The organism is Aeromonas sp. ASNIH7 (assembly GCF_002903485.1).
Classification (GTDB): Bacteria; Pseudomonadota; Gammaproteobacteria; order Enterobacterales; family Aeromonadaceae; genus Aeromonas; species Aeromonas caviae.
Map to the genome: position 1 here is coordinate 741,713 of NZ_CP026226.1, position 23,407 is coordinate 765,119.

Here is a 23,407-nt window from a genome sequence, read left to right on the forward strand (position 1 = left end):
ACATCGACGAGGATACGCGATGAACATAAGACTGAAACCTGTGTGGATTGCATTGGCACTGGCGACGAGTGCCGCCCAGGCGGCACCTGTTCACGACTGGTATGTGGGGGCTGGGGGTGGCTGGGCCTTTGCCCATGACATCGATGATTTCAGCCAGGACGTCGGCAAGGACGCAACCGCCATCAACGCCTTTGTCGGCTACAACTACAACGAGAATCTGGGGGCAGAGCTCGGCTACCTCTCCACCGGTGACTGGGATATTGCCGGCCAGGACTTCAACAGCAAGGGGGCCATCCTGTCGGTCATTGGCCGTTTGCCGCTGGGGGACATCTTCTCTGTCTTTGCCGAAGGGGGCGGTTATCTCTATCACGTCGACTCCATCAACGGGGGAGATGACAATCTGGCTCCCCTGGCGGGTCTGGGCCTGACCGCCAGACTGAGCGACTGGGTAGACATCCAGACCCGCTACCGCTACATGGTGCGAGTCGGGGACGATCCTGACAACGACAAGGTGGGCAGCGGTACCAAACGCTGGGTCAGCGACATCAGTACCGCCACCATCGAGCTGGTGCTTCACCCCAATCGCACCGTCGCCGCAGTGCCGGTGGCCGCGCCTCTGGTCGTGGCACCGCCGCCCCCGGCTCCCGAGCCGGTGGATCAGACCTTCAACCTGAGTTCGGATGTGCTGTTTGCCTTTGGCAAGGCGGAGCTCAAACCGGAGGGGATGCAGGCACTCGACGCCCTCTACCAGCAGATCGTCGACGTCAAACCCAAGGATGGCAACGCCATGGTGATGGGCTACACCGACCGCATCGGCTCGGATGCCAACAACCAGGCACTGTCGGAGGCCCGTGCAAGCACGGTCGCCAACTTCCTGATTGGCAAGGGGCTGCCCGCAGACAAGGTGAGCATCCAGGGCAATGGCGAGAGCAACCCGGTCACCGGCACCCAGTGTGATGCCATCAAGGCCAGGGCTGCCCTCATCGACTGCCTGGCCCCGGATCGCCGGGTCGAAATCCGGGTCACCGGTGTCAGCAATCCCGCCGAGCCCGCCCCCGCCGAGCAACCGGCACAATAACCTCCTCTTCCTTCACAGCCGTGCACAAAAAAGGGATGCCGAGGCATCCCTTCTGCATGTCTGTCCCCTTGGGATCAGAAGGAAGTACGACGATAGCGGCGGTACTCGGGGCGCCAGAAGTTCGCCTCGATGGCCTGATCGATCACATCATCGGGGGTCTGCACCGCCTTGCCCTGCAACATGGCGGTCTTGGCCACCATCTTGGCGATGTAGCGGGAGACCTGATGGATGTCCGCCAGATCCGGCAGCAAGGAGCCCTCTTCCCCCTTCACCAGGGGTGAACAATCCGCCAGGGCACGGCTGGCCGACATCAGCATGGCATCGGTCACCCGGTTGGCACCGGAGGCGATCACCCCAAGGCCGATCCCCGGGAAGATGAAGGAGTTGTTGCACTGGGCGATGACGTAGCGCTTGCCTTTGTACTCCACCGGTGCGAACGGGCTGCCGGTGGCGACCAGCACCTGGCCGTCGGTCCAGCGAATGAGATCCGCCGGGGTGGCTTCCACCCGGGAAGTGGGGTTGGAGAGCGGGAAGATGATGGGACGGGCACAGTGCTTGTGCATGGTCTTGACCACTTCTTCGGTGAAGAGGCCGGGCTGGCCGGAGACCCCGATCAGGATGTCCGGGCGACCGTGTTCCATCACCTCCAGCAGGGAGATGTTGTCCCCCACCGGCCACTCCTTGATCCGCTCGATCGGCTGGGAGAGCTTGCGCTGGAAGTCGAGCTGGTTGGGGATCTTGTCGGTGATGAGACCGAATCGATCCACCATGAAGACCCGGCCCCGCGCCTCGGCGTCGGTCAGCCCTTCGGCCTTCATCTGCGCCACGATCTGCTCGGCGATGCCGCACCCGGCACTGCCCGCCCCGAGGAAGGCGACCCGCTTCTCGGAGAGCTTGGCACCGGAGGCCTTGCAGGCGGCGATGAGGCTGCCCAGGGTCACCGCGGCGGTCCCCTGAATGTCATCGTTGAAGCAGCACAGCTCATCCTTGTAGCGGTTGAGCAGCGGGGTGGCATTGCCCTGGGCGAAATCCTCGAACTGCAGCAGGATGTCCGGCCAGCGGCGCTTGACCGCCTGGATGAAGGCGTCGACGAACTCGTCGTACTCTTCGCCGGAGATGCGCGGATGGCGCCACCCCATGTAGAAGGGGTCGTTCAGCAACTGCTGGTTGTTGGTGCCCACATCCAGCACCACCGGCAGGCAGTAGGCCGGGGAGATGCCGCCACAGGCGGTGTAGAGGGAGAGCTTGCCGATGGGAATGCCCATGCCGCCGATGCCCTGATCCCCGAGGCCCAGGATGCGTTCGCCATCGGTGACCACGATCACCTTGACGTTCTGCTTGGTGGCGTTTTGCAGCATGTCATCGATCCTGTCCTTGTCCGGATAGGAGATGAAGAGGCCCCGGGCACGACGATAGATGTTGGAGAACTCCTCGCACGCCTTGCCGACCGTCGGGGTGTAGATGACCGGCAGCATTTCGGTAAGGTGGTTGTTCAGCAGGCGGTAGAAGAGCGTTTCGTTGGTATCCTGGATGTTGCGCAAATAGATGTGCTTGTCCATGTCGTTGCCAAACGCCATGAACTGGCGATAGGCACGCTCTGCCTGCTCTTCGATGGTTTCGATGTTCTGGGGCAGCAGACCTTCCAGATTGAAGCTGCTGCGTTCTTCGCTGGTGAAGGCGCTGCCCTTGTTGAGCAACGGCGTCTCCAGCAGGGCTGGACCTGCGTAGGGAATGTAGAGGGGACGTTTCTGATTATTATCTTCAAACATGGATCTGTACCTTGACTGTGTGGCCCGTCGATCCTATGGGCTTGAGCCAACAATTTCAAAGGGTTTGCACCTCCCTTGCGAAAGGTTTGCGACCCAGTCGACGAAAGGCCCCCGGAGTCTGACCCGTCAGACGCCGAAAACGGTTGGCAAAGTTGGCGCCGTCGCTGTATCCGACCCGGGCCGCCAGCTCGGCCAGCGGCCAGTTGGTGTAGAGCAGCAACTGGCGCGCCTTGTTCATGCGAAGTCCGGTGAGCCAGGCCATGGGGCCCATGCCGAACACCTGCTGGCAGAGCCGGTGCAGATGGGGCACCGAGCAGGCCATCTGGTCGGCCAGCAGGGCCACGCTCCAGGGCTCGTCCAGACGTGCCTCCACCCGCCGAAACAGCGCCTGTAGCCGCAACTCCGGCGTGCCGCGCACCTCCCCCTGCAGGGTGCGCTCCAGGAGCGCCAGCAGCAGGCTCAGCAGCTGAGGCTGGAGTGGCGAACGTATTCCCTCCCCCTGCATCAGGCTGAGCAGATGGTAGAGCTGCTCCCCCTCCTCCCCCTGCCAGATGCGATGGCCAAGCCGGTGCAGATGCTGCCAGCGCGGCACGTCGTCCAGCAGAATCCAGCTGGTATGCCAGGCTTCCCCCACCAGCCTGAGGCCCCCCGGCACGGCGGCCGGGAGAAAGACCAGGGCTCCCGCCGGGATGGGCTGCTCCCCGCCATCGGTGAGCAGGGCGCCCCCCTCGTCATGGCTCACCATCAGGATGTGAAACTCCGGTCGGTTGCGGCGGATAAGGTAGTGCTCCCGTATCGTCGAGAGGCCGGTCAGGAAGACGCCCGCCTCCCCAAGCAGGGGCAGCCCTTCGCGTCCCAGCATCCGCTCTTCGCAGGCCGGGGCGATTTCCAGACACTCGTTGATAAATGGCATAGCACCTCAACAGGATAGTTTTGCACAAGAAAGCCGAGAGGGGCTCACAGTGAAGCCTCCCGATATCACCCCTATCATACCCACGACAAACCTTGATTTTTACCAACCCGGTTAACATAAATGAATTATTGGCAAGCGATTTTAAAACAAACCACCGATCGCGAGTTCATGACGCGACTGTGGCGACTGGCCCTGCCGGTTTCGCTGCAATCCATGATGTTCTCCCTGCTCGGCCTCATCGACATCATGATGGTGAGCCAGCTCGGCACCACGGCTGTGGCGGCGGTCGGCTTGGGCAACCGGGTCTTCTTCTTCAATCTGCTGGTGATAGCGGGGCTCTCGGGCGGGGTCTCGGTGTTGGCGGCACAATATTTCGGCCGTGGCGAGATGGCCGGGGTGCGCCGCTCCCTGGCCCTGGCCCTGGTGGGCGCCCTGGCGGTGAGCCTGCCCTTTGCCCTCGTCTATGTGTTCTCACCGGGCAGCGTGCTCGGGTTTGCCAGCCAGGAGCCCGCGCTGCGCGAGCTGGCCGACGAGTTCCTGATGATCACCGGCGCCACCATCCTCTGCACCGCCGTGGTGGTGCCCCTGGAGTCGGCCCTGCGCTCGGTGGGCAATGCCGCGGCGCCGACCCGTATCGGCATCATCGCCATCATCGCCAACGTCATCCTCAACTATGCCCTCATCTTCGGCCATTTCGGCGCCGAGGCCATGGGAGTAGCCGGTTCCGCCTGGGGCACCACCCTGTCGCGCCTGCTACAGACCGCGCTGCTGCTTGCCTATGTGTGGCGTACCGAGCCCCGTCTCATCCCGCGCAAGCAAGACTGGCTCGCCGCCTTCAGGCGCAAGGAGGTGGTGCGCTTCACCCTGATCGCCCTGCCGCTGTTGCTGCACGACGGGCTCTGGGCCTTCGGCATGCTGCTCTACGGCTTCCTCTACGCGCACCTTGGCACCGACGCCCTGGCCATCATGACCACCCTCGGCACGCTGGAGAGCATCCTCATCTCCCTCTTCTTCGGGCTGGCGGTGGCCTGCTCCACCCTGCTCGGTCACCGGCTCGGGGCAGAAGAGTATGACGAGGCCTGGCAGCACTCCCAGCTCTTCCTGCTGCTCGCCCCAGTCGGCGCCCTGCTGGTGGGGACCGCCGTCTGGCTGATGCAGGGCAGCCTGCTGCAATGGGTCGGCAACCTGCCGGGCGAGCTGATGACTGAGGCCGGCCAGGTGCTCGCCATCATGTGTCTGGGCATGCTGCTCAAGGTGTTCAACATGGTGGGGATCGTCGGGGTGCTGCGCTCGGGGGGGGACGTCAACTACAGCATCTTCATCGACATCGTCGGCATGTGGTGCATCGGCCTGCCGCTGGCCTGGGTGGCGGTCAGCCTGCTGGGCTGGCCCCTCTCCTGGGTGGTGGCCGTGGTCCTGCTGGAGGAGCTCTCCAAGGTGCTGCTGGTGCAGCGCCGCATTCGCCAGCGGCGCTGGCTGCGCAATCTGGTGTTGGGATAAGGGAAGAGCGCAAAGCGGGAAAATGCGGGGTCATATCAATGACAGAAAATCCCGCTTTGCAGTATGCTGGCCCCCTCTTCAATCAGAGGCGGGGTGCGCCGGCCATGCCGACCCTTGTGCCCCTGCCCAGTAGTCGTTTAAGGAGACGAGCATGCAACCACAAAAAGAGCGGATCACCGAGACTGCCCTGCTGGAGATGGCCAACAAGATCATTCGTGAACACGAGGACTTCATCCACGGCATGCGCGCCGACTCGGTGGAGCAGAAGGGGGACATACTGGTGTTCAAGGGGGAGTTCTTCCTGGCAGAGGACGGCACCCCGACCGGCAAGACCATGGCGGTGTTCAACATGTTCAAGCTGCTGGCCCAGCAGCTCTCCGGCAAATACACCCTGGCCTGACGCCTGCCCCGTCATCACCGGATGCCGCCCTCAGGCGGCATCCGTTTTTGTGCGCCCTGCATCGCCTGCGGGTTTGTCGGCCTCGGCCACCACGCAGTTGCGACCCGCCATCTTGGCCATGTAGAGGCACTCGTCCGCCCGGTTGAGCAGATCCTCCACCCCCTCGCCACGCTGGGCCAGGGTCAGACCGATGCTCACCGTCACCTCCAGCAGTTCGTCGGAGGTGGGGCTTTTCACCAACCTCGCCTCTACCGCGACCCGCAGCCGCTCCGCCACCCGCTTGGCTTGTGCCAGATCCGTGCAACCGGGCAACAGGATGGCAAACTCCTCCCCGCCGTAACGCCCGAGCACCATGCCGGGCTCCAGTTGTTCCGACAGGGTGGCCGCCACCTCCTTGAGCACCGCATCCCCCGCCAGATGGCCGAAGGTGTCGTTGATGCGCTTGAAGCGGTCCAGATCCAGCAGCAGCACCGCGAAGGGAGCCTGTTTGCGGATCATGGCGGCCCTCGCCTTCTCGAGCTGCTTCATCAGCAGGCGGCGGTTCATCATGCCGGTCAGCTCGTCCGTGGTGGATTCCCGATAGAGTTGCAGCAGCATGTTGAGCTGGCCGCACTGCACCCAGGCGCTGGCGATGGCAAAGAGCCCCAGCAGCCAGACCTGGTTGAGGGTCTGCACGCTCCAAAGAGGCTGGCCCACCAGCAACCAGTTGCCCGCCAGCATGGTGGCCAGGATCCCCCCCGCCAGTTGCAGGCTGAGGGAGAGGGGAATGGGGAAGATGGCGAACAGGCTGATGAGCAGATAGGGGAAGGCCATGTAGCCCGCCTGCATCTCCTGATCCGCGCCGAAGCTGTGCAGGCAGATGAGGGAGAAGAGCATCATCACCGCCATCAGGTAGCCCAGCGCCAGCTTCATGCGCTCGCGCTTGAAGTGGATGAGATAGGAGAGGGGGATGAGGGGCGAGAGGGCCAGCAGGCAGAAGATCCTGACCTGGAACAGCGCCTCGAACTGGATGGCTGGCAGGGTCAGCCAGTCCACCAGGGCCCAGCTCGGGAGCCCCGCCATCAGCAGACAGGTGAGCAGCCGCAGCCGCACCGTCATGAAGCCCATCCGGGTCAGGGTAAAATCTTCGGAGTGGGCGCGGGCACTCCAGAACTCCGACAGCTTCAGCATCCAGAGTCTCCATCTTCGAACCGAGGGCTCATTCTACACCGTCCCCATCCTGATGCATCAGCCTCCCTCCCCTTTGTGAGGGATCGGTCTCACACAAACCGGCGGATCTTAATCGCCACAGGAAAACGTTTCAACCCATCAGGAAATAAACGAGTTTGCGCTCAATTAGCGCTGGAAAGCGCGATGCCAATCACTAAAATAGCGCCCAATTTTCTCCCCTCCCCCCACACATTCGAGGTATTTATGGAACAGGCTGCCGCCCCAAGCGCCATCCGAGAGGCCCATCCCCCCAGGCGAGCCCACAGCGAACTGGTCTACGGCATCGAGGATGTCCCCCCCTGCCCCAGACCCTGTTCGCCGCCCTGCAGCATATGCTCGCCATGTTTGTCGCCATCATCACCCCGCCCCTCATCATCGCCAACGCCCTCGGCCTCCCCGCCGATGACACCCGCTACATCGTCTCCATGTCCCTGGTCATGTCCGGCATCGCCTCCTTCATCCAGACCCGCCGTTTCGGCCCCCTCGGTTCCGGCCTGCTCTCGGTACAGGGCACCAGCTTCAACTTCCTCGGTCCCATCATCGCCTCCGGCCTCGCCCTCAAGCAGGCCGCCATGCCCACCGACGATCTGCTGGGCACCCTGTTCGGCACCATGCTGGCAGCGGCCCTCACCATCGTCGTCATGAGCCGCTTCCTGCACCTGGTCAAACGGATCATCACCCCGCTGGTGACCGGCATCGTGGTATTGCTCATCGGCCTGACCCTCATCAAGGTAGGGCTCATCAGCATGGGGGGCGGCTACGGCGCCCTGGCGGACGGCAGCTTCGCCAGTCACACCAACCTCTTTCTCTCCCTGCTGGTGCTCGGCCTCATCGTGCTGATGCAGCGCAGTCGCAACCCCTGGCTGCGCCTCTCCGCCATCATGATCGCCATGCTGGCGGGCTATGCGGTGGCACTGCTGCTGGGCAAGGTGGCTGCTCCCACCTTCGACGGCCCCCTGATGATGGTCCCTGTTCCGCTGCACTACGGGCTCGGCTTTGACTGGCAGCTGTTCGTGCCGCTCGCCATCATCTTCGTGGTGACGGCGCTGGAAGCCATCGGCGACATGACCGCCACCTCCGACATCTCCGGCGAGCCGCTGGAAGGGCCGGTCTACATGGCGCGGATCAAGGGGGGCGTGCTGGCCGATGGCGCCAACTCCATGCTGGCGGCGGTCTTCTCCACCTTCCCCATGTCCACCTTCGCCCAGAACAACGGCGTCATCCAGCTGACCGGGGTGGCCAGCCGCCATGTCGGCCTCTTCATCGCCGCCATGCTGGCCCTGCTCGGCCTGTTCCCGGCGGTGGCGAGCCTGGTGCAACAAATACCTGAACCCGTGCTCGGCGGCGCCACCATCGTCATGTTCGGCACCATCGCCGCCGCCGGGGTGCGCATCATCTCCCGGGAGGAGCTGGACCGCCGCGCCCTGATGATCCTGGCGGTGTCGCTCGCCATGGGCCTCGGAGTGGCCCAGGTGCCCGAGGTGCTGCAACACCTGCCGGAGCTGGCCAGGAGCGTGCTCTCCTACGGCGTCGCCACCGGCGGCCTCACCGCCATCCTGCTCAATCTGCTGCTGCCCAGGCGCGCCGCCGCACAGGCCTGACACTCCGCCATCCTTGCACCAAAGCCCCGCCATGCGGGGCTTTACCTTGTTTGCCCCCGCGCGTACTGTGCTTGGCAGCCTCTGCCAAAGGATGCCTTTCATGCTTTATACCCTGCTGCCCCCGCCGCCCGCCCACCAGACACCCGACCAGATCCTGGCCGAGGAGCAGCGCTGGCTGCGGGAGTGCGCCGGTGACGGCGAGCCCAGGGCCCTCCTCTGGCAGGGCCCCCAATGCCTCATCGTCACTCGCAAGGATACCCGTTTGCCCCGCTACCAGGCCGCCTGCGAGCAGCTTGCCGCCGAGGGCTGGCCGGTGTTCGTGCGCGACAGCGGCGGCACCGCCGTGCCCCACGGCGCCGGCATCCTCAACCTCTCCCTCATGCTGCCCCGCACCACCCAGGATCTCGCTCATTATTACCGGCTGCTGGGGGCGCCCCTGCTCGCCCTGCTGGAGGAACACGGTCTTGCGGGCAGCTACGACTTCGTGCCCGGCTCGTTTTGCGACGGCCAGTACAACCTGGTGATCGGAGGGCGCAAGGTGACCGGCACCGCCCAGCGCTGGCTGGCGCCGGGCCGGGATCACGACGGCGCCGTGCTGGCCCAGGCCATGCTGCTGGTGGCGGGGGATGTGGACGAGGGCACCCGGATGGCGAGCCGCTTCTACGAACTGGCCGGGGGCGAGCTGCGCTTTGCTCCGGGCACCTCCACCACCCTGGCCCACGCCATTGGCTGGCAGGGGGATGAGGCGGCCCTGGTGAGCCGGGTGAGCAGGGCGCTGGCGCAGCGGCTCACCGGAGATATTCCCTCCCCCTGACCCTCTTTGGGTGACAAGCGCCGCCATTCATTGCGTAAAATGCAAAAAAGCCACGATGAGCGTCGTGGCTTTTGCGTATTTCGCACAGATATTGTCAGAGGAGCCGGGATCAAGCCCCGGGTTTTGCCATCCCAGCCCGGATCCCGGTTGACACCATGGACAGGAGCCAGGTGACAGGACTTCCCGCAGGCCCGCTTCTCATCAGGCCGTCTGCGGCTCGGGCTCGGATTCCGTATCCCGGTCCCGGCTGAAGTAGGCGCGGGTCTCGGCAATCACCACGTGGCGCAGGCCGATGAGGCCGATGAGGTTGGGCACCGCCATCAGGCCGTTGACGATGTCGGCCAAGAGCCAGATCAGGTCCAGATGGAGGAAGGCACCGCTCGCCACCAGCACCAGATAGATGAGGCGGTAGGGTTTGATCGCCTTCACCCCGAACAGGTACTCGGTGCAGCGCTCGCCGTAGTAGTTCCAGCCAAGGATGGTGGTAAAGGCGAAGAACAAGAGGCCGATGCTCACCAGATACTGGCCCACATGGGCATCCAGCCCCTGGGCAAAGGCCAGACTGGTCATGGCCGCGCCGCTTGCATCGCCGCTCCACACCCCGGTCACCACCAGCGTCAGGCCGGTCATGGTGCAGATGATGAGGGTGTCGATGAAGGTACCGGTCATGGAGACCAGCCCCTGCTCCACGCAGGAATCGGTCTTGGCCGCCGCCGCCGCGATGGGGGCCGAGCCCAGGCCCGACTCGTTGGAGAAGACCCCGCGCGCCACCCCGGACTGGATCGCCAGCATGATGCCGGCGCCGACGAAGCCGCCGGTGGCCGCATGGCCGGTGAAGGCGCTCCCGATCACCAGCATGACCGCATCGGGCAGGGCGCCTGCATTGTTCACCAGCACCCCGGCACAGGCGACGATGTAGAAGATGGCCATGAAAGGCACCACCTTGCTCGACACACTGGAGATGGACTGGATACCCCCCAGAGTCACCAGCGCCACGATCAGGGTCAGCACCACGGCGGTCACTTCACGGGGTACCGAGAAGGAGAGGCTCATGGCATCACTGATGGCGTTGACCTGGGGGAAGGTACCGATGCCGAAGAAGGCGACGCCGATGCCGAACAGGGCAAACAGCTTGGCGAGCGGCCTGGAGCCGAGCCCCTTCTCCAGATAGTACATGGGGCCACCCGCCATCTGGCCGTTGGCGTCCTGCTGGCGATATTTCACCGCCAGCAGGCACTCGGCGTACTTGGTGGCCATGCCGAACAGGGCGGCCATCCACATCCAGAACAGGGCGCCCGGGCCGCCGAGCTTGATGGCGGTGGCGACCCCGACGATGTTGCCGGTGCCGATGGTGGCGGAGAGGGCGGTGCACAGGGCACCAAAGCTGGACACATCCCCCTGCTTGCCCTGCCCCTGATCGCGGCCAAAGACCAGCTTGAGGGCCAGCGGCAAACGCACGATCTGAAGCAGACCCAATCGCCAGGTGAGATAGATACCGGTCCCGACCAGCAGGATCAGCAGGGGGAGACCCCAGATAAAGCTATCGATGGCGGCGAGCGCCGATTGAATTGATGACATGCATCCTCCTTAAAAAACCACGATTAAGGAGGAGAAGGATGATCTTCCCATAGGTGTCGCGATCCCCAAAGGCGATCGGATGCAGGCAAAGAACGTGTTCACACTCTTACTGCGAGGCCGTGATCAAGGCTCATGCGCGGCTCGGAAGCCTCATGTATTTACATACACTCCGGTTCCTGCGCTGCTCTTTGCCTTGCTGACGACCTCTCGCTACAGATCGTGAACAGTTCCAAGCCCAGGTACAACCATCCCATCCCCTCTGTCCTTTTGCCTGAGAGTTTCCGGCGCCAGATTGCGATGCAATCACGGTGCCTTGCTCCTTCGGCGCCCGATTCAACGGGTCTCTCCAGAGTATCGTCCAGTAGCAGTCCACACCGGTTGCCCGGTACCTGAAAGATTCACTTCTTCGGTGGATGGTTGCCCATCGCTCTCCTGCTACCTTCATCCGAACTAGTTTGGATCAGGAAGCGGGCATGGTAATCCAAAAAATGTGAGCTGTCTCGCACTCCCTGGCCCCGGCGCCCCCTTTTTACCTGGCCTCAACCCCCAGGCCTGATGTTATTAGTTCGTTAACTATCAACAGCTTATCAAGCTCCCTTCGGAGGTGCTCCCCATCACGGCCCTGATCGCTCCCCGTATCAAGAGCCTGTTTCGTCTCGACCAGAAAAACTTGCCGACATATCCAATCAAAATGCTTGCACACAAACTCAATAAGCCGATAATCCCGCGCATAACTAAGCACTTTGCAAGGGAGTTATGCAATGTGCCTGGTGGGTCCCTCCGGACCGCTCGCCTGAGCCGGCCGTCGCCGGTTCAATCGCATATGGCTTGGGCATATCACGCCCCCTAAGGACTATCAAAAGAGAATGAACGAGACCCTGGTCGCACAAGATTACCGTCAGTTGGTTGAACAATTCGGCTCCCCCCTGCTGCTGCTCGACAAGGCAGCCGTCCGCAAACAGTATCGGGCCCTGGCGGCCGCCCTGCCCGATGTGCGCTTGCATTATGCACTCAAGCCCCTGCCCCACGAGGCGGTGGTCTCTGTCTTGAAGGAAGAGGGGGCCTGTTTCGATCTGGCCACCAATGGCGAAGTGGATCTGGTGCGCAGCCAAGGGGTTCGCCCGGGACGCTGCATCCATACCCATCCCATCAAGCGTGACAGCGACATCCGTTATGCCCTGGAATTCGGCTGCACCGTGTTTGTCTATGACAACCCGCTGGAGCTGGAAAAGTTCCTGCCCTACAAGGATGAAGTGAAACTGCTGCTGCGGGTCAGCTTCCCGAACCCCGAGACCAAGGTCGATCTTTCCAAGAAGTTCGGCTGCACCCCGGAGCAGGCACTGCCGTTGCTGCAACTGGCCCAGGCCAAGGGGATCAAGGTGATGGGGCTGTCGTTCCACGTCGGCTCCCAGGTGCCCCACGCCCGTCGCCACGTGCAGGCCATCGACGCCTGCCGCGAGATCATGGAGCAGGCCTGGGAGCTCGGACTCAAGCCCTGGGTGCTGGATATCGGCGGCGGCTTCCCGGTGGACTATGACGGCGGCGAGTTCGACATCGGCGGTTTCTGCGCCCCGATCCGCGAGGCCCTGGCCAAGCTGCCCGCCACGGTGCAGAAGATTGCCGAGCCGGGCCGCTTCATCAGCGCGCCGGCCATGACCTCGGTCTCCAGCGTGATGGGCAAGGCCCACCGCGGCGACAAGATCTGGTACTACCTGGATGACGGTCTCTACGGCAGCTACAACGGCCAGCTCTACGACCACGTCACCTACCCGGTGAGCACGCCCTATGCCCACGGCGAACTGCACAATGCGGTGCTCTCCGGCCCCACCTGCGACAGCGTGGACGTCATCCGCGACAGCATCATGCTGCCAGATCTCGAGATCGGCGAGCTGGTGGTGGGTCGGGTGATGGGGGCCTACACCTGGGCCTCCGCGTCCACCTTCAACTTCTTCCCCAAGGCGAGCATCCTGATCCTGGACAGCGCCCAGAAGCAGAAGCTGGTTGCCGTGGCCTGAGACCAGGCCCCGCGCACAAAAAAGAGGGGACGCCGCGGCGTCCCCTCTTTCATTTCATCACCAGACTAGATGAACTGGCTCGTCAGCAGCCAGCCGGTGTAGGCGACGAAGCAGGCGAGCAGCACGCCCCCCTCCAGCCGGTTGATGCGCCCCTGCCCCTTGCGGCCCAGACACATCACCAGCAGCAACAGGGTCAGCCCCATCATGATGCTCCAGTCGCGGGAAAGCACTTCGGGCGCCACCTCGAGCGGGTGGATGCCGGCGGCGATGCCCACCACGGCCAGGGTGTTGAACAGGTTGGAACCCAGCACGTTGCCAAGGGCCAGATCGTGCTCGTTCTTGCGAATGGCGATGAGGGACGATGCCAGCTCCGGCAGGGAGGTCCCCACCGCGACTATGGTCAGGCCAATCACCAGATCGCTGATGCCAAAACCCTGGGCGATGGTCACCGCCCCCCACACCAGCAGACGGGAAGCCCCGATCAGCAGCACCAGGCCGACGATGAGCCAGAGGATGGCGCTCTTGAGAGACATACCCTCGGAGACGATGTCCTCCTCGGTATCTGTATCCAGCGCATCCCCCTTGCCGTTCATGCCGGCCCAGATGGACCAGCCCATCAGCACTGCGAACACGGCCCCCAGAATGGCGGCATCCATCCGGCCCAGATTGCCGTCGATGAGCAGGGCGCCGGAGAGCAGGGTGATGCCGAGCAGGATGGGGATCTCCTTGCGCACCACCTGGGAGGCGACGGCGATGGGGCTGATCAGGGCGGTCAGACCCAGGATCAGGGCAATATTGGTGATGTTGGAGCCATAGGCATTGCCGAGCGCGAGCCCGGGATTGCCCTGGGAAGCCGCCAGCGCGGAGACCACCATCTCGGGGGCCGAGGTACCAAAACCGATGATCACCATGCCGATCAGCAGCGGCGGCATACCGGCGTAACGGGCGGTGGCGGCGGCGCCGTCCACGAACTTGTCGGCACTCCAGACCAGCAACGCCAGTCCGGCAATCAGGGCAACAAAAGCCAGGGTCATATTGTTCTATCTCATCCACGGCAAACACGAGAGCCAGGCAAGTTGCCTGGCTCCATCCAAACGCGGCCTCAGTGTAACGGGGCCGCTTGCTATTTCAAGGTGTAATCAAACGCCGATTAATCTTTCACAGCGCCGCCAGCAGGCTCTGGGCATCCGATACCTCGAACTTGCCTGGCGCCTCCACGAAGAGCCGCTCCACCACACCATCGTTGGCGATGAGGGCAAAACGCTGGGCCCGCACGCCGCCGAAGGCGCCGGTCTCCTTGGCCAGACCCAGTGCCCGGGTCCAGCTGCCGTCACCGTCCGCCAGCATGGTGATGTCAGCGGCGTTCTGTGCCTCCTGCCACGCCTTCATCACGAAGGCGTCGTTGACCGACAGACAGCACAGTTCCACCCCCTTGGCCTTGAACTGATCGGCCAGGACCACGTAGCCCGGCAGGTGGGCGTTGGAGCAGGTGGGGGTGAAGGCGCCGGGCACCGCAAATAGCACCACCCGCTTGCCGGCAAACAGGGCCTGGGTATCCTTCACCTGCTTGCCCTCGGCGGTGATAAAGGTAAATTCCCCTGCGGGCAGGGATTGACCGACCGTGATCATGATGACGCATCCTTCTGTGGTTCAAAGAGGCCCAGTCTACCCCATTCCACCAGAAGGCGAAGGGGTCCATCGAGCAGCAACAACGCGATCGGGGGCGAACGCCTGTCGCCCCTATTTCTGGCCTGATGGCAGGCGCCTTGCCTGCCAGGTGGCGATGGCGAGCAGGGAGTCAGGCGTGAACTCGTCCGCCCGATCGGCTATCTCGCCCAGGCTCATCCAGTGCACCTCGCTCACCTCTTCGGCCTGCAGTTGCAGCGGCCCCTGATAGTGACAGCTGAACAGGCCGCCCCAGACCCGGTAGCGGCTGCCCCTCGCCTCCCCTTCGGCATAGAAGGTGCCGTAATCCTGCAGGGGCACGTCGCGGATCCCCAGCTCCTCGGCCAGCTCCCGCCGGGCGGAAAGGGCCATGGCCTCCCCCGTGGTCACCACGCCACCGGCGCAGGCATCCAGCATGCCGGGGCAAAAATCCTTGCTCGGGGTGCGCCGCTGCACCAGGATGCGCTCACCCTCATCCAGCACCAGGATGTAGCTGGCACGATGGCGCAGGTTTTCCTGACGCACCCTGGCGCGCTCAGCCACCCCGATCACCCTGTCCTGCTCGTCTACTATGTCCACCCACTCCACGTGCGGCACCTTTGTCATGTCTGCAATGGCCGCAGTATATCGGGCCCCGGACCCGGACTCTCACTACTTTTTCAACGCCGGGGCTGCACGCCAGCCGATCACAAGACAGATTCATACAAATCTTTATCAAGTGTCACATCAGTGTCACGGTCCGTCGGCATAGTGTGCCCTGTCCAAACAACAGGGTCTCTTGCCATGAAGGTGTTCAAGCAGTGGTCTCCCCGTCGAATTGCTCGCTATATCAAGAGCTTCCATCATGGAAGTTTCATGGTTGAAGCACTGGGGCGGTTTGAGTTTCAAGGGGGGATCATCGATGTGAAGCCGTTGAGCTGTCATCAGGCGCTGAGCCTGGCCCGGCAGATCAACCTGGCCGTGCGCGATCTGCGCACCACCACCCTGTTGCCGGGCTGACATACTCCTTTCTGTCTGTCGTCGACTTCCATGTACACATTTGCCCGCCGCTCATTCGAGCGTGCGGGCTGTTTTTCTGAAGGTTGTGCCCTGCCTCAGTGCTGCAGGATCTGGGAGAGGAAGAGCTTGGTCCGATCGGACTGGGGGTTGTCAAAGAACTGATCCGGCACGTTCTCTTCGATGATCTGGCCCCGGTCCATGAAAATCACCCTGTCCGCCACCTGCTTGGCAAACCCCATCTCGTGGGTGACGCAGAGCATGGTCATCCCCTCGTGGGCCAGCTCCACCATCACATCCAGCACCTCCCGCACCATCTCGGGATCCAGCGCAGACGTCGGCTCGTCAAACAGCATGACCTGGGGATTCATGCACAGACTGCGGGCGATGGCGACCCGCTGCTGCTGGCCACCGGAGAGCTGCCCCGGATACTTGAGCGCCTGTTCGGGGATCCGCACCCGGCGCAGGAAGTTCATGGCGATCTCCTCGGCCTCCTTGCGCGGCAACTGCTTGACCCAGATGGGCGCCAGGCAACAGTTCTCCAGCACGGTCAGATGGGGGAAGAGGTTGAAGTGCTGGAACACCATGCCCACCTCCCGGCGCACCGTCTCGATGTTCTTGAGATCCGAGGTCAGGGCCGTGCCCTTGACCAGGATGTCCCCGCTCTGGTGCTCTTCCAGCCGGTTGATGCAGCGGATCATGGTGGACTTGCCAGACCCCGATGGTCCGCAGATGACGATCTTCTCCCCTCTGCCCACCTGCAGGTTGATGTTGCGCAGCACGTGAAACTCACCGTACCACTTGTTGACCTCTTTCAGTTCGACAACTGCGTCCGTTTTCATATCAGAACGACTCCTAATGCTTGTGGCCCGTGTTGAGTTTGCGCTCCAGATAGATGGAGTAGCGGGACATGCCAAAACAGAACATCCAGAAGATCATGGCGATAAAGACATAAGCTTCGGTGGAATACCCCAGCCAGGCCGGATCCGCCAGTGCCACCTTGGAGATGGCCAGCAGATCGAACAGCCCGATGATCAGCACCAGGCTGGTGTCCTTGAACAGGGAAATAAAGGTGTTCACCAGGGAAGGAATGGTGATCTTGAGGGCCTGGGGCATGATGATGAGGCCCATCACCTTCCAGTAGGAGAGCCCGAGGGCATCCCCCGCCTCATATTGCCCCTTGGGGATCGCCTGCAGCCCCCCTCTCACCACCTCGGCCACATAGGCCGCCTGGAACAGGATGATGCCGATGAGCGCCCGCAGCAGCTTGTCGAGCTCCACCTCGGTACTCATGAACAGTGGCAGCATGACGGACGCCATGAAGAGCACAGTAATGAGCGGCACCGCCCGCCAGAACTCGATGTAGACGGTACAGAGGCTGGAGATGACCGGCATGTGGGAGCGGCGCCCCAGTGCCAGCAGGATGCCGAACGGCAGTGCGACCACTATGCCCACCACCGCCAGCACCAGGGTGAGCATCAGCCCGCCCCAGCGGTTCGTTTCCACCACCTCCAGCCCCGCTCCCCCATGGATGAGGAAGAAGGCGATGACAGGGAACACCAGCAGGGTGAAGAGCGCCAGCCACCCCTTGCGCGGGGTCTTTGGCCAGATGAGCAAGGCCAGCAGCGCCGCCAGACCGGCGAAGGTCAGGTTGATGCGCCAGTACTGATCAGCCGGGTAGAAGCCATAGAGATACTGCCCCAGCCGGCTCTCGATGAAGATCCAGCAGGCACCGCCCTGGACGCAGGCCTCGCGGCTGCTCCCCTGCCAGGTGGCCGAGAACAGCGCCCAGTCCAGTGCAGACCAGATGAGTGGCAGCAACAGATAGGCCAGCATCAGGGTCAGCAGGCCGTTCCACCAGTTGGGGAAAAGGTTCTGCCTGATCCAGGCGAGCGGCCCCCGACGGTGGTTGGGAGGCGGCAGCGCCTCCTGCAATTCATTCACGAACATGACAGCTCCCTAGCGCTCAACCAGCGTCATTCTGCGGTTGTAGATGTTCATCAGCACCGAGGTGGTGATACTGATGACGAGATAGACCCCCATGGTCATGGCGATGACCTCGATGGCCTGCCCTGTCTGGTTGAGAGTCGTCCCCATGAACACCGAGACCAGATCCGGGTAGCCGATGGCGGTCGCCAGGGAGGAGTTCTTGGTGAGGTTCAGATACTGGCTGGTCAAGGGAGGAATGATGACCCGCATGGCCTGGGGAATGATCACCAGCCGCAGCGTCTTGATGGGCGAGAGCCCGAGGGCGGAAGCCGCCTCCGTCTGCCCCTTGCTGATGGCCAGGATGCCGGATCGCACTATCTCGGCGATGAAGGCCGCCGTATAGATGGTGAGCGCCAGCAAGAGGGCCGCGAGCTCCGGCAACACCGTCAGCCCGCCCCGGAAGTTGAACCCTTGCAGCGCAGGCACGCTCCAGCTGAGCGGGCTGCCCACCAGCAGGAAGGTGATCCCCGGGAGCAGCATGACCAGGGCGGCCACACAGCGCCAGAACGGGAAGATCCTGCCGGTCAGGGCCTGACGGCGGCGAGCCCAGCGGCCCAGCCCCCAGCTCAGCAGCACCGCGAGCACCAGTGCCCAGAGCACGTAGCCGAATCCCTCTTCGAACAGGGGCTTGGGCAGATAGAAGCCCCGCACGTTGAGGAAGGCGAGCCCGCCAATATCCACGCTCTGACGCGGGGAAGGCAGGGTACGCAGCACCGAGAAATACCAGAAGAAGATCTGCAGCAGCAGCGGGATGTTGCGAAACGTCTCTATGTAGACGGCCGCTATCTTGGCCACCAGCCAGTTGCGCGACAGGCGCGCGACCCCGAGTGCGAACCCGAGCAGGGTGGCAAACAGGATGCCGAGCACGGAGACCAGCAGGGTGTTGAGCAGACCCACCACGAAGGTGCGACCGAAGGTATAGGTCTCGTCGTAGGGGATGAGGCTCTGCAAGATGCCGAAACCGGCCGTGTTGCCCAGAAAATCAAAGCCTGTGGTGATGCCACGGGTGGCCAGATTGGTCAGGGCATTGTTGACGATGTAGAACAGAAACCCGATAACCGCCGCGATGGCCAGGCACTGGAAGAGCAGCGCCCGCACCTTGGCGTCATACCACCAGCGGCCCTGTTCTTTCCTATGGTTTGATGCGTGTAACGCCATGAGGATGACTCCGACAAAGCCAGGGAAAACATGGGGGGCCAGGCCCCCCGGTGACTGTCGACTCAGCGGATGGGTGGCGCGTACATCAGACCGCCCTTGTTCCAGAGGGCATTGATGCCGCGATCAATCTTGAGGGGGGAACCGGCACCGACGTTGCGATCGAAGGATTCACCGTAGTTGCCGACCTGTTTGACGATGTTGTAGGCCCATTTGTCATCCAGCCCCAGCACAGTCCCTTTGGGCTCTTCCAGCCCCAGCAGGCGACGGATGTCAGGGTTGGTGGACTTGAGCATCTCGTCCACGTTGGCACTGGTGACCCCGGCCTCCTCGGCATTGAGCATGGCGTTGAGGCTCCAGCGCACCACCTTGAACCACTGATCGTCACCCTGACGCACGGCTGGGCCCAGCGGCTCCTTGGAGATGACCTCCGGCAGCACCACGGCTTCCTCTGGCTTGGTGAGCTTGATCTTGAGGGCATAGAGCTGGGACTGATCCGAGGTCAGCACGTCACAGCGGCCGGCTTCGAAGCCCTTGACGGTCTGATCCGAGGTATCGAACACCACTGGGGTGTACTTCATGCCGCCATTGGCGCGGAAATAGTCGGCCAGGTTGAGCTCGGTGGTGGTACCGGACTGGATACAGACGGCGGCACCGTCAAGCTCCTTGGCGCTCTTGACCCCGAGGGACTGCTTGACCAGGAACCCCTGCCCGTCGTAGTAGTTCACCCCGGCGAACGTGAGGCCCAGCGACCCATCCCGGGTCAGGGTCCAGGTGGTGTTGCGCGAGAGCAGATCCACCTCCCCGGACTGCAGGGCAGTAAAGCGCTCCTTGGCGGTGAGGGAGACATACTTGACCTTGCTGGCGTCCCCCAGTACCGCGGCGGCCACGGCGCGGCACACGTCCACGTCGAGCCCGGTCCAGGTTCCCTTGGCATCCGGGTTGGAGAACCCGGGCAGGCCGTCACCGACCCCGCACTGCACGAATCCCTTCTTCTTGACGGCATCCAGCGTACCGTCCGCCCACGCATTGGCTGCCATCAGCGACAGCGCCATCACCATACCTGCCTTGTGTATCTGCTTCATGTCACTCTTCCCTGTGGTTTGATTCGAACAGGCATCAAAATCTAGCGAGATGCCATCGTTTCCCTGCTTTTTGGCAGCTTATCCAGCCGCAGAAAAACCTGTCAATCGGTGCAATCCGGCCCAACCATGGTGCAACAGAACAAAATATCTGAACGGGGGAATATGCACTCTCAGAATCAAAAGTAGACCCTTATTTGCCAAATAGCCTGCTGCTTAAAACCCTTCTTGGCATGAGGATTATTTTTCGAAAATAAATCGGCTGCACCGCATTGGGGCAGCCATTTCTGCTGACAACTGACTCATCAGATTCGGTTTTATGCCAAAAGCACCAGAGTGAGGCAGCATGACCCCATATGGAAAAATGGCGATAACAGGCAGGGAAAAGAAACAGAAAAAGAGGTAAAAGGCGGGGAAATGGCGACCTTATCTCCCGCAGGCTGGGCTTCAGAAAACCAGGAGGTCATCCTCCCCGTGGACCATCCGCAATGTCGGTGATCACGCCGTTTTCGACGGTGACAAACTGCATGAATTCCCGCTTGCCGAAGTTGTAGGTCCAGCGCTCGGCATACTTGACCGTCACTCTCGCCCCGAAGCCGTTCTCCTCGAAGCGGGTGAGATCTTCCTTGAGCATCGGCTGGCCGCAGCGAACCAGCAGCTCTGCCGTGGTGTCTCCCTCGGTCAGCAAGGCGTTCTTGCAACGCAGGGTACCTGCCTGCACAGGCAAGGCCGCCACCAGCAACAACCACAGAACAGGTTTCATTTTGCACTCCATTTGAACAGCATGGCTCCCAGCGAGATGCACACCAGGGCGAACACCATGACCTGACCCAGAGGGCCTGCCACCTCCTGCCATCCCGCCCCTTCCAGCATCACGGCGCGGGCTGCTTCGATGATCTGGCTGAGGGGCAGCCTGGCCGCAAGCTGCTGCAGCCAGGCGGGCGCGCCTTCCAGCGAGAACCAGACACCGGATAAAAACATCATGGGCAAGCTGATGAGATTGAGCAAACCGCTCGCCAGCTCCTCGTTCTGCAGGCGAGCGGCGATGAGCAGGCCAAGGGAGGCCATGGCCGTTCCTCCCGCCAGAGCGATCACCAGCAGCAGCCACCCCGGCCCGATGAGGGGCACATCCAGCAGCCAGTAGGCCGCGCAGAAGACCAGCAGGCTCACCACCAGGGTGATCAGCACCCGTGACAGCAACTGGGCGAAGAGAAACTCCAGCGCGCCGAGCGGCGTGGCTCGCAGCCGTTTCAGCACCCCGTTCTTGCGATAACGCACGATGACAAACCCGACCCCGAACAGGCCGGAGAACATCAGGTTCATGCCGATCACCCCGGGCAGCAGCCAGTCGCCGTAGCGAATGGCGCGCCCGCTCAGGGTCTCTCTTTGCAAGGGCCCCTGCACCGCCTGGCGCAGCAGATACTCGGCCATGGCCCCCTGAGGGGCGTCCGGATTTATCCAGTAACGCCCCCCGGCGGGTGAGAGCAGCAGGTCCAGCTGATGGTGACGGACCTTGAGCTGGCCTCTCGACGCCTCGTCATAGGGGATGATCTTGAGCAGCGGCACGGCGCGCAGCGGGGCATAGGTTGCGGGCAGTGCCCCCACCACCCCGATCTGCACCAGCGGCTTGGGCGGGCCGGAGAAGATGAGGGAGAAGCCGATGACCAGCAGGAGCGGGAAAAGCAGGTTCCACACCAGGGCCGCGCGATCGCGCACGAACTCGAGGGTGCGGGCATAGAAGAGCGCCCCGATGCGCTTGAGGGATCCCTTCATCGTCCACTCCCGGGATTGCATGTCGGCAAGGCGTACCGCAGCCCGGAGGCCACGGTCAGACAGAACTCGGTCATCCCTCTCATGCGCCGCTCCGCAGGCTGTGGCCGGTCAGGTTCAGGAAGAGATCTTCCAGATTGGGGGAGCGCACCTGCATGCCGGTGAGCGGCACACCAAGATCCAGCAAGGCTGGCAGCAGGGTCGCCACGTCGGGGCAACAGAGCTCCACCTGATCGCCGACCGGACGCAGGGGATAGCCCAGCCCAGCCAGGGCCGGGTGACCCCCAAGACGCACCAGCACGCCGTCGAAGTGTTGCGCCAGCAAGGCAGTCGGCGTATCCAGACTGAGCAGGTGGCCGTGATCGACGATGGCAATCAGATCGCACAGCTGCTGCGCTTCGTCCATGTAGTGGGTGGTGAGCACCACCGTCTTGCCCTGGGCCTTGATCGCCTCTATCCGCTGCCAGAAGTGGTGGCGCGCCTGGGGATCCAGTCCTGTGGTGGGCTCATCCAGAAACAGCAGTTCGGGATCCCCGAGCAGGGCCAGGGCCAGCAGCAGGCGCTGACGCTGGCCCCCCGAGAGCTTGCGACTGTCCCTGTCGATGAACTCGCCCAAGGCGCACAGATCGATGAGCAGCTCCCGTGGCAAGGGATTGGGGTAGAGGCTGGCGAACAGACGCAGGGTATCGCGCACCGTCAGGAAATCCTGCAGCGCCGTGTGCTGGAACTGGATGCCGATGCGGGAGCGATAATCCGGGCCGCGCGGGGCGCCGTGAAACAGGATCCGGCCGCTGTCCGGAGTGAGGATCCCCTCCAGCAGCTCGATGGTCGTGGTCTTGCCCGCCCCGTTCGGGCCGAGCAGGCCGAAACAGCTGCCGGCGGGAATGGCAAAGCTGAGCCCGTCCACCGCCTTGACGCCGGGGAAGTGCTTGACGAGATCGACGACCTCGATGATGGCTGCCATGGCGTGTCTCCCTCACATGGCCGGAATGGACGACGCTCTGACTATATCCAAATACCCGCCGTAGGCACATGGCCCGTTTGGGCGGTCCAAAAACAAACGGCGACCTCAGGGTCGCCGTTTGCATCACGCCAGCCGGATCACAGGATGTCCAGCAGCTCCACTTCGAATACCAGAGCGGAGTACGGCGGGATGGAGCCGGCACCACGGGCACCGTAGGCCAGATCCTGAGGAATGTAGAGCTTCCACTTGGAGCCAACCGGCATCATCTGCAGCGCTTCCACCCAACCGGCGATCACGCCGGTCACCGGGAACTCGGCCGGTTGGCCGCGAGCAACGGAGCTGTCGAACACGCCACCGTGGGTGAAGGTACCGTGGTAGTGCACGCGCACGGACTGACCGGCAACCGGCACGGCGCCATTGCCTTCGACCATGACTTCATATTGCAGACCGGAGTCGGTGGTCTTCACTTCGGCGCGCTTGGCGTTGTCGGCCAGGAAGGCTTCGCCTTCGGCGGCAGCGGCCTTGGCGGCAGCTTCCTGCTCTTCCTGCATGCGGGCGGTGATGACCTGGAAGGCATCGTTGATATCGTCACGGCTGACCGCGAACTCCAGGCCGTTCAGGGCATCTGCCAGACCTTGTTGCAGGGCCGGGATATCCAGACCGGCGAAGGCTTGCTGAGCCAGTTGGTCGCCCATGTTGCGGCCGATGCCGTAGCTGGCCTTCTGTTCGATAGAGTCGTATTGGGACATTGAGAGGTTGCTCCGGGTCCTGATGGTAAAAGAGACGGGATGATAACAGACTTTTTTGCACCGTGCTGCCAAGACGCCCCTCAATTGCCCGCCGGTGGGAGACGCCTCACATCGGCCCCCTCATCCCCACCCCTTCTCCCGCAAGGGGAGAAGGGGGCAA

Annotated in this window: 21 protein-coding genes, 1 pseudogene and 1 riboswitch; of the genes and pseudogenes, 7 read left to right on the forward strand and 15 right to left on the reverse strand. The window is 62.9% G+C overall.

Annotation, left to right across the window (positions count from 1 at the left end; genetic code table 11):
• The first annotated feature begins 19 nt into the window (after window positions 1-19).
• Window positions 20-1,078, forward strand: coding sequence for an OmpA family protein (locus tag C2U47_RS03280; protein WP_029313971.1), 1,059 nt, complete (start codon window positions 20-22; stop codon window positions 1,076-1,078).
• A gap of 74 nt (window positions 1,079-1,152) precedes the next feature.
• Here C2U47_RS03280 and C2U47_RS03285 read toward each other — a convergent pair whose 3' ends face one another.
• Both C2U47_RS03285 and C2U47_RS03290 read right to left on the reverse strand, forming a co-directional pair.
• Window positions 1,153-2,847, reverse strand: a complete 1,695-nt coding sequence (locus C2U47_RS03285) for an NAD-dependent malic enzyme (protein WP_010673498.1) — start codon at window positions 2,845-2,847, stop codon at window positions 1,153-1,155.
• Between the two features lie 55 nt (window positions 2,848-2,902).
• On the reverse strand, window positions 2,903-3,760 hold the full coding sequence (locus tag C2U47_RS03290) for a helix-turn-helix transcriptional regulator (protein ID WP_162726164.1): 858 nt from the start codon (window positions 3,758-3,760) through the stop codon (window positions 2,903-2,905).
• 120 nt (window positions 3,761-3,880) lie between these two features.
• Between C2U47_RS03290 and C2U47_RS03295 the strand changes: the two genes are divergently transcribed.
• Together C2U47_RS03295 and C2U47_RS03300 are read left to right on the forward strand one after the other, a co-directional pair.
• Window positions 3,881-5,260 (forward strand): MATE family efflux transporter, encoded by a 1,380-nt coding sequence (locus C2U47_RS03295; protein ID WP_045523506.1) that lies wholly within the window; start codon window positions 3,881-3,883, stop codon window positions 5,258-5,260.
• Window positions 5,261-5,411: 151 nt separating this feature from the next.
• On the forward strand, window positions 5,412-5,660 hold the full coding sequence (locus C2U47_RS03300; RefSeq protein WP_010673495.1) for a YciN family protein: 249 nt from the start codon (window positions 5,412-5,414) through the stop codon (window positions 5,658-5,660).
• A 30-nt stretch (window positions 5,661-5,690) separates the two neighbouring features.
• Here the strand turns inward: C2U47_RS03300 and C2U47_RS03305 are convergent, their stop codons facing one another.
• On the reverse strand, window positions 5,691-6,830 hold the full coding sequence (locus C2U47_RS03305) for a GGDEF domain-containing protein (protein WP_103261440.1): 1,140 nt from the start codon (window positions 6,828-6,830) through the stop codon (window positions 5,691-5,693).
• Between the two features lie 243 nt (window positions 6,831-7,073).
• On the opposite strand from C2U47_RS03305, the pseudogene C2U47_RS03310 reads away from it, so the two are divergent.
• Both C2U47_RS03310 and C2U47_RS03315 read left to right on the forward strand, forming a co-directional pair.
• Window positions 7,074-8,470: pseudogene (locus C2U47_RS03310) on the forward strand (nucleobase:cation symporter-2 family protein).
• A gap of 100 nt (window positions 8,471-8,570) precedes the next feature.
• Entirely contained in the window at window positions 8,571-9,284 is a 714-nt protein-coding gene (locus tag C2U47_RS03315) for a lipoyl protein ligase domain-containing protein (protein ID WP_103261441.1), read from the forward strand.
• Window positions 9,285-9,485: 201 nt separating this feature from the next.
• Here C2U47_RS03315 and C2U47_RS03320 read toward each other — a convergent pair whose 3' ends face one another.
• The gene (locus C2U47_RS03320) at window positions 9,486-10,862 is read right to left on the reverse strand and encodes an alanine/glycine:cation symporter family protein (protein WP_103261442.1); all 1,377 of its coding nucleotides are present in this window, start codon (window positions 10,860-10,862) and stop codon (window positions 9,486-9,488) included.
• Between the two features lie 249 nt (window positions 10,863-11,111).
• Window positions 11,112-11,222: riboswitch (glycine riboswitch) on the reverse strand.
• Between the two features lie 506 nt (window positions 11,223-11,728).
• Here C2U47_RS03320 and C2U47_RS03325 point away from each other — a divergent pair.
• The gene (locus tag C2U47_RS03325; protein WP_103261443.1) at window positions 11,729-12,877 is read left to right on the forward strand and encodes a type III PLP-dependent enzyme; all 1,149 of its coding nucleotides are present in this window, start codon (window positions 11,729-11,731) and stop codon (window positions 12,875-12,877) included.
• 65 nt (window positions 12,878-12,942) lie between these two features.
• Here the strand turns inward: C2U47_RS03325 and C2U47_RS03330 are convergent, their stop codons facing one another.
• The 3 genes from C2U47_RS03330 to yfcD all read right to left on the reverse strand — a co-directional run bounded on the left by C2U47_RS03330 (window position 12,943) and on the right by yfcD (window position 15,148).
• Window positions 12,943-13,911, reverse strand: coding sequence for a calcium/sodium antiporter (locus C2U47_RS03330; RefSeq protein ID WP_010673489.1), 969 nt, complete (start codon window positions 13,909-13,911; stop codon window positions 12,943-12,945).
• Window positions 13,912-14,035: 124 nt separating this feature from the next.
• Window positions 14,036-14,506: a peroxiredoxin gene (locus tag C2U47_RS03335; protein ID WP_103261444.1), complete on the reverse strand. Its 471-nt coding sequence runs from the start codon at window positions 14,504-14,506 to the stop codon at window positions 14,036-14,038.
• Window positions 14,507-14,617: 111 nt separating this feature from the next.
• Window positions 14,618-15,148 (reverse strand): NUDIX hydrolase YfcD, encoded by a 531-nt coding sequence (gene yfcD, locus C2U47_RS03340; RefSeq protein ID WP_103261445.1) that lies wholly within the window; start codon window positions 15,146-15,148, stop codon window positions 14,618-14,620.
• 177 nt (window positions 15,149-15,325) lie between these two features.
• Here yfcD and C2U47_RS03345 point away from each other — a divergent pair, with 177 nt between their 5' ends.
• Entirely contained in the window at window positions 15,326-15,541 is a 216-nt protein-coding gene (locus tag C2U47_RS03345; protein WP_010673486.1) for a DUF1107 family protein, read from the forward strand.
• A gap of 95 nt (window positions 15,542-15,636) precedes the next feature.
• Here the strand turns inward: C2U47_RS03345 and C2U47_RS03350 are convergent, their stop codons facing one another.
• The 8 genes from C2U47_RS03350 to C2U47_RS03385 all read right to left on the reverse strand — a co-directional run bounded on the left by C2U47_RS03350 (window position 15,637) and on the right by C2U47_RS03385 (window position 23,247).
• Window positions 15,637-16,380: an amino acid ABC transporter ATP-binding protein gene (locus C2U47_RS03350; RefSeq protein ID WP_010673485.1), complete on the reverse strand. Its 744-nt coding sequence runs from the start codon at window positions 16,378-16,380 to the stop codon at window positions 15,637-15,639.
• A 13-nt stretch (window positions 16,381-16,393) separates the two neighbouring features.
• The gene (locus C2U47_RS03355; RefSeq protein WP_103261446.1) at window positions 16,394-17,488 is read right to left on the reverse strand and encodes an amino acid ABC transporter permease; all 1,095 of its coding nucleotides are present in this window, start codon (window positions 17,486-17,488) and stop codon (window positions 16,394-16,396) included.
• 9 nt (window positions 17,489-17,497) lie between these two features.
• Window positions 17,498-18,685: an amino acid ABC transporter permease gene (locus tag C2U47_RS03360; protein WP_232091039.1), complete on the reverse strand. Its 1,188-nt coding sequence runs from the start codon at window positions 18,683-18,685 to the stop codon at window positions 17,498-17,500.
• 62 nt (window positions 18,686-18,747) lie between these two features.
• Window positions 18,748-19,767, reverse strand: coding sequence for an amino acid ABC transporter substrate-binding protein (locus C2U47_RS03365; RefSeq protein ID WP_010673482.1), 1,020 nt, complete (start codon window positions 19,765-19,767; stop codon window positions 18,748-18,750).
• Window positions 19,768-20,227: 460 nt separating this feature from the next.
• On the reverse strand, window positions 20,228-20,539 hold the full coding sequence (locus C2U47_RS03370; RefSeq protein WP_029313965.1) for a DUF2845 domain-containing protein: 312 nt from the start codon (window positions 20,537-20,539) through the stop codon (window positions 20,228-20,230).
• Window positions 20,524-21,537 (reverse strand): ABC transporter permease, encoded by a 1,014-nt coding sequence (locus C2U47_RS03375; protein WP_039039292.1) that lies wholly within the window; start codon window positions 21,535-21,537, stop codon window positions 20,524-20,526. Before C2U47_RS03375 ends, C2U47_RS03370 begins: the two co-directional genes overlap by 16 nt.
• A gap of 79 nt (window positions 21,538-21,616) precedes the next feature.
• Entirely contained in the window at window positions 21,617-22,498 is an 882-nt protein-coding gene (locus C2U47_RS03380) for an ABC transporter ATP-binding protein (protein WP_039039291.1), read from the reverse strand.
• A 137-nt stretch (window positions 22,499-22,635) separates the two neighbouring features.
• On the reverse strand, window positions 22,636-23,247 hold the full coding sequence (locus C2U47_RS03385; protein ID WP_010673478.1) for an FKBP-type peptidyl-prolyl cis-trans isomerase: 612 nt from the start codon (window positions 23,245-23,247) through the stop codon (window positions 22,636-22,638).
• Between the last annotated feature and the right edge of the window lie 160 nt (window positions 23,248-23,407).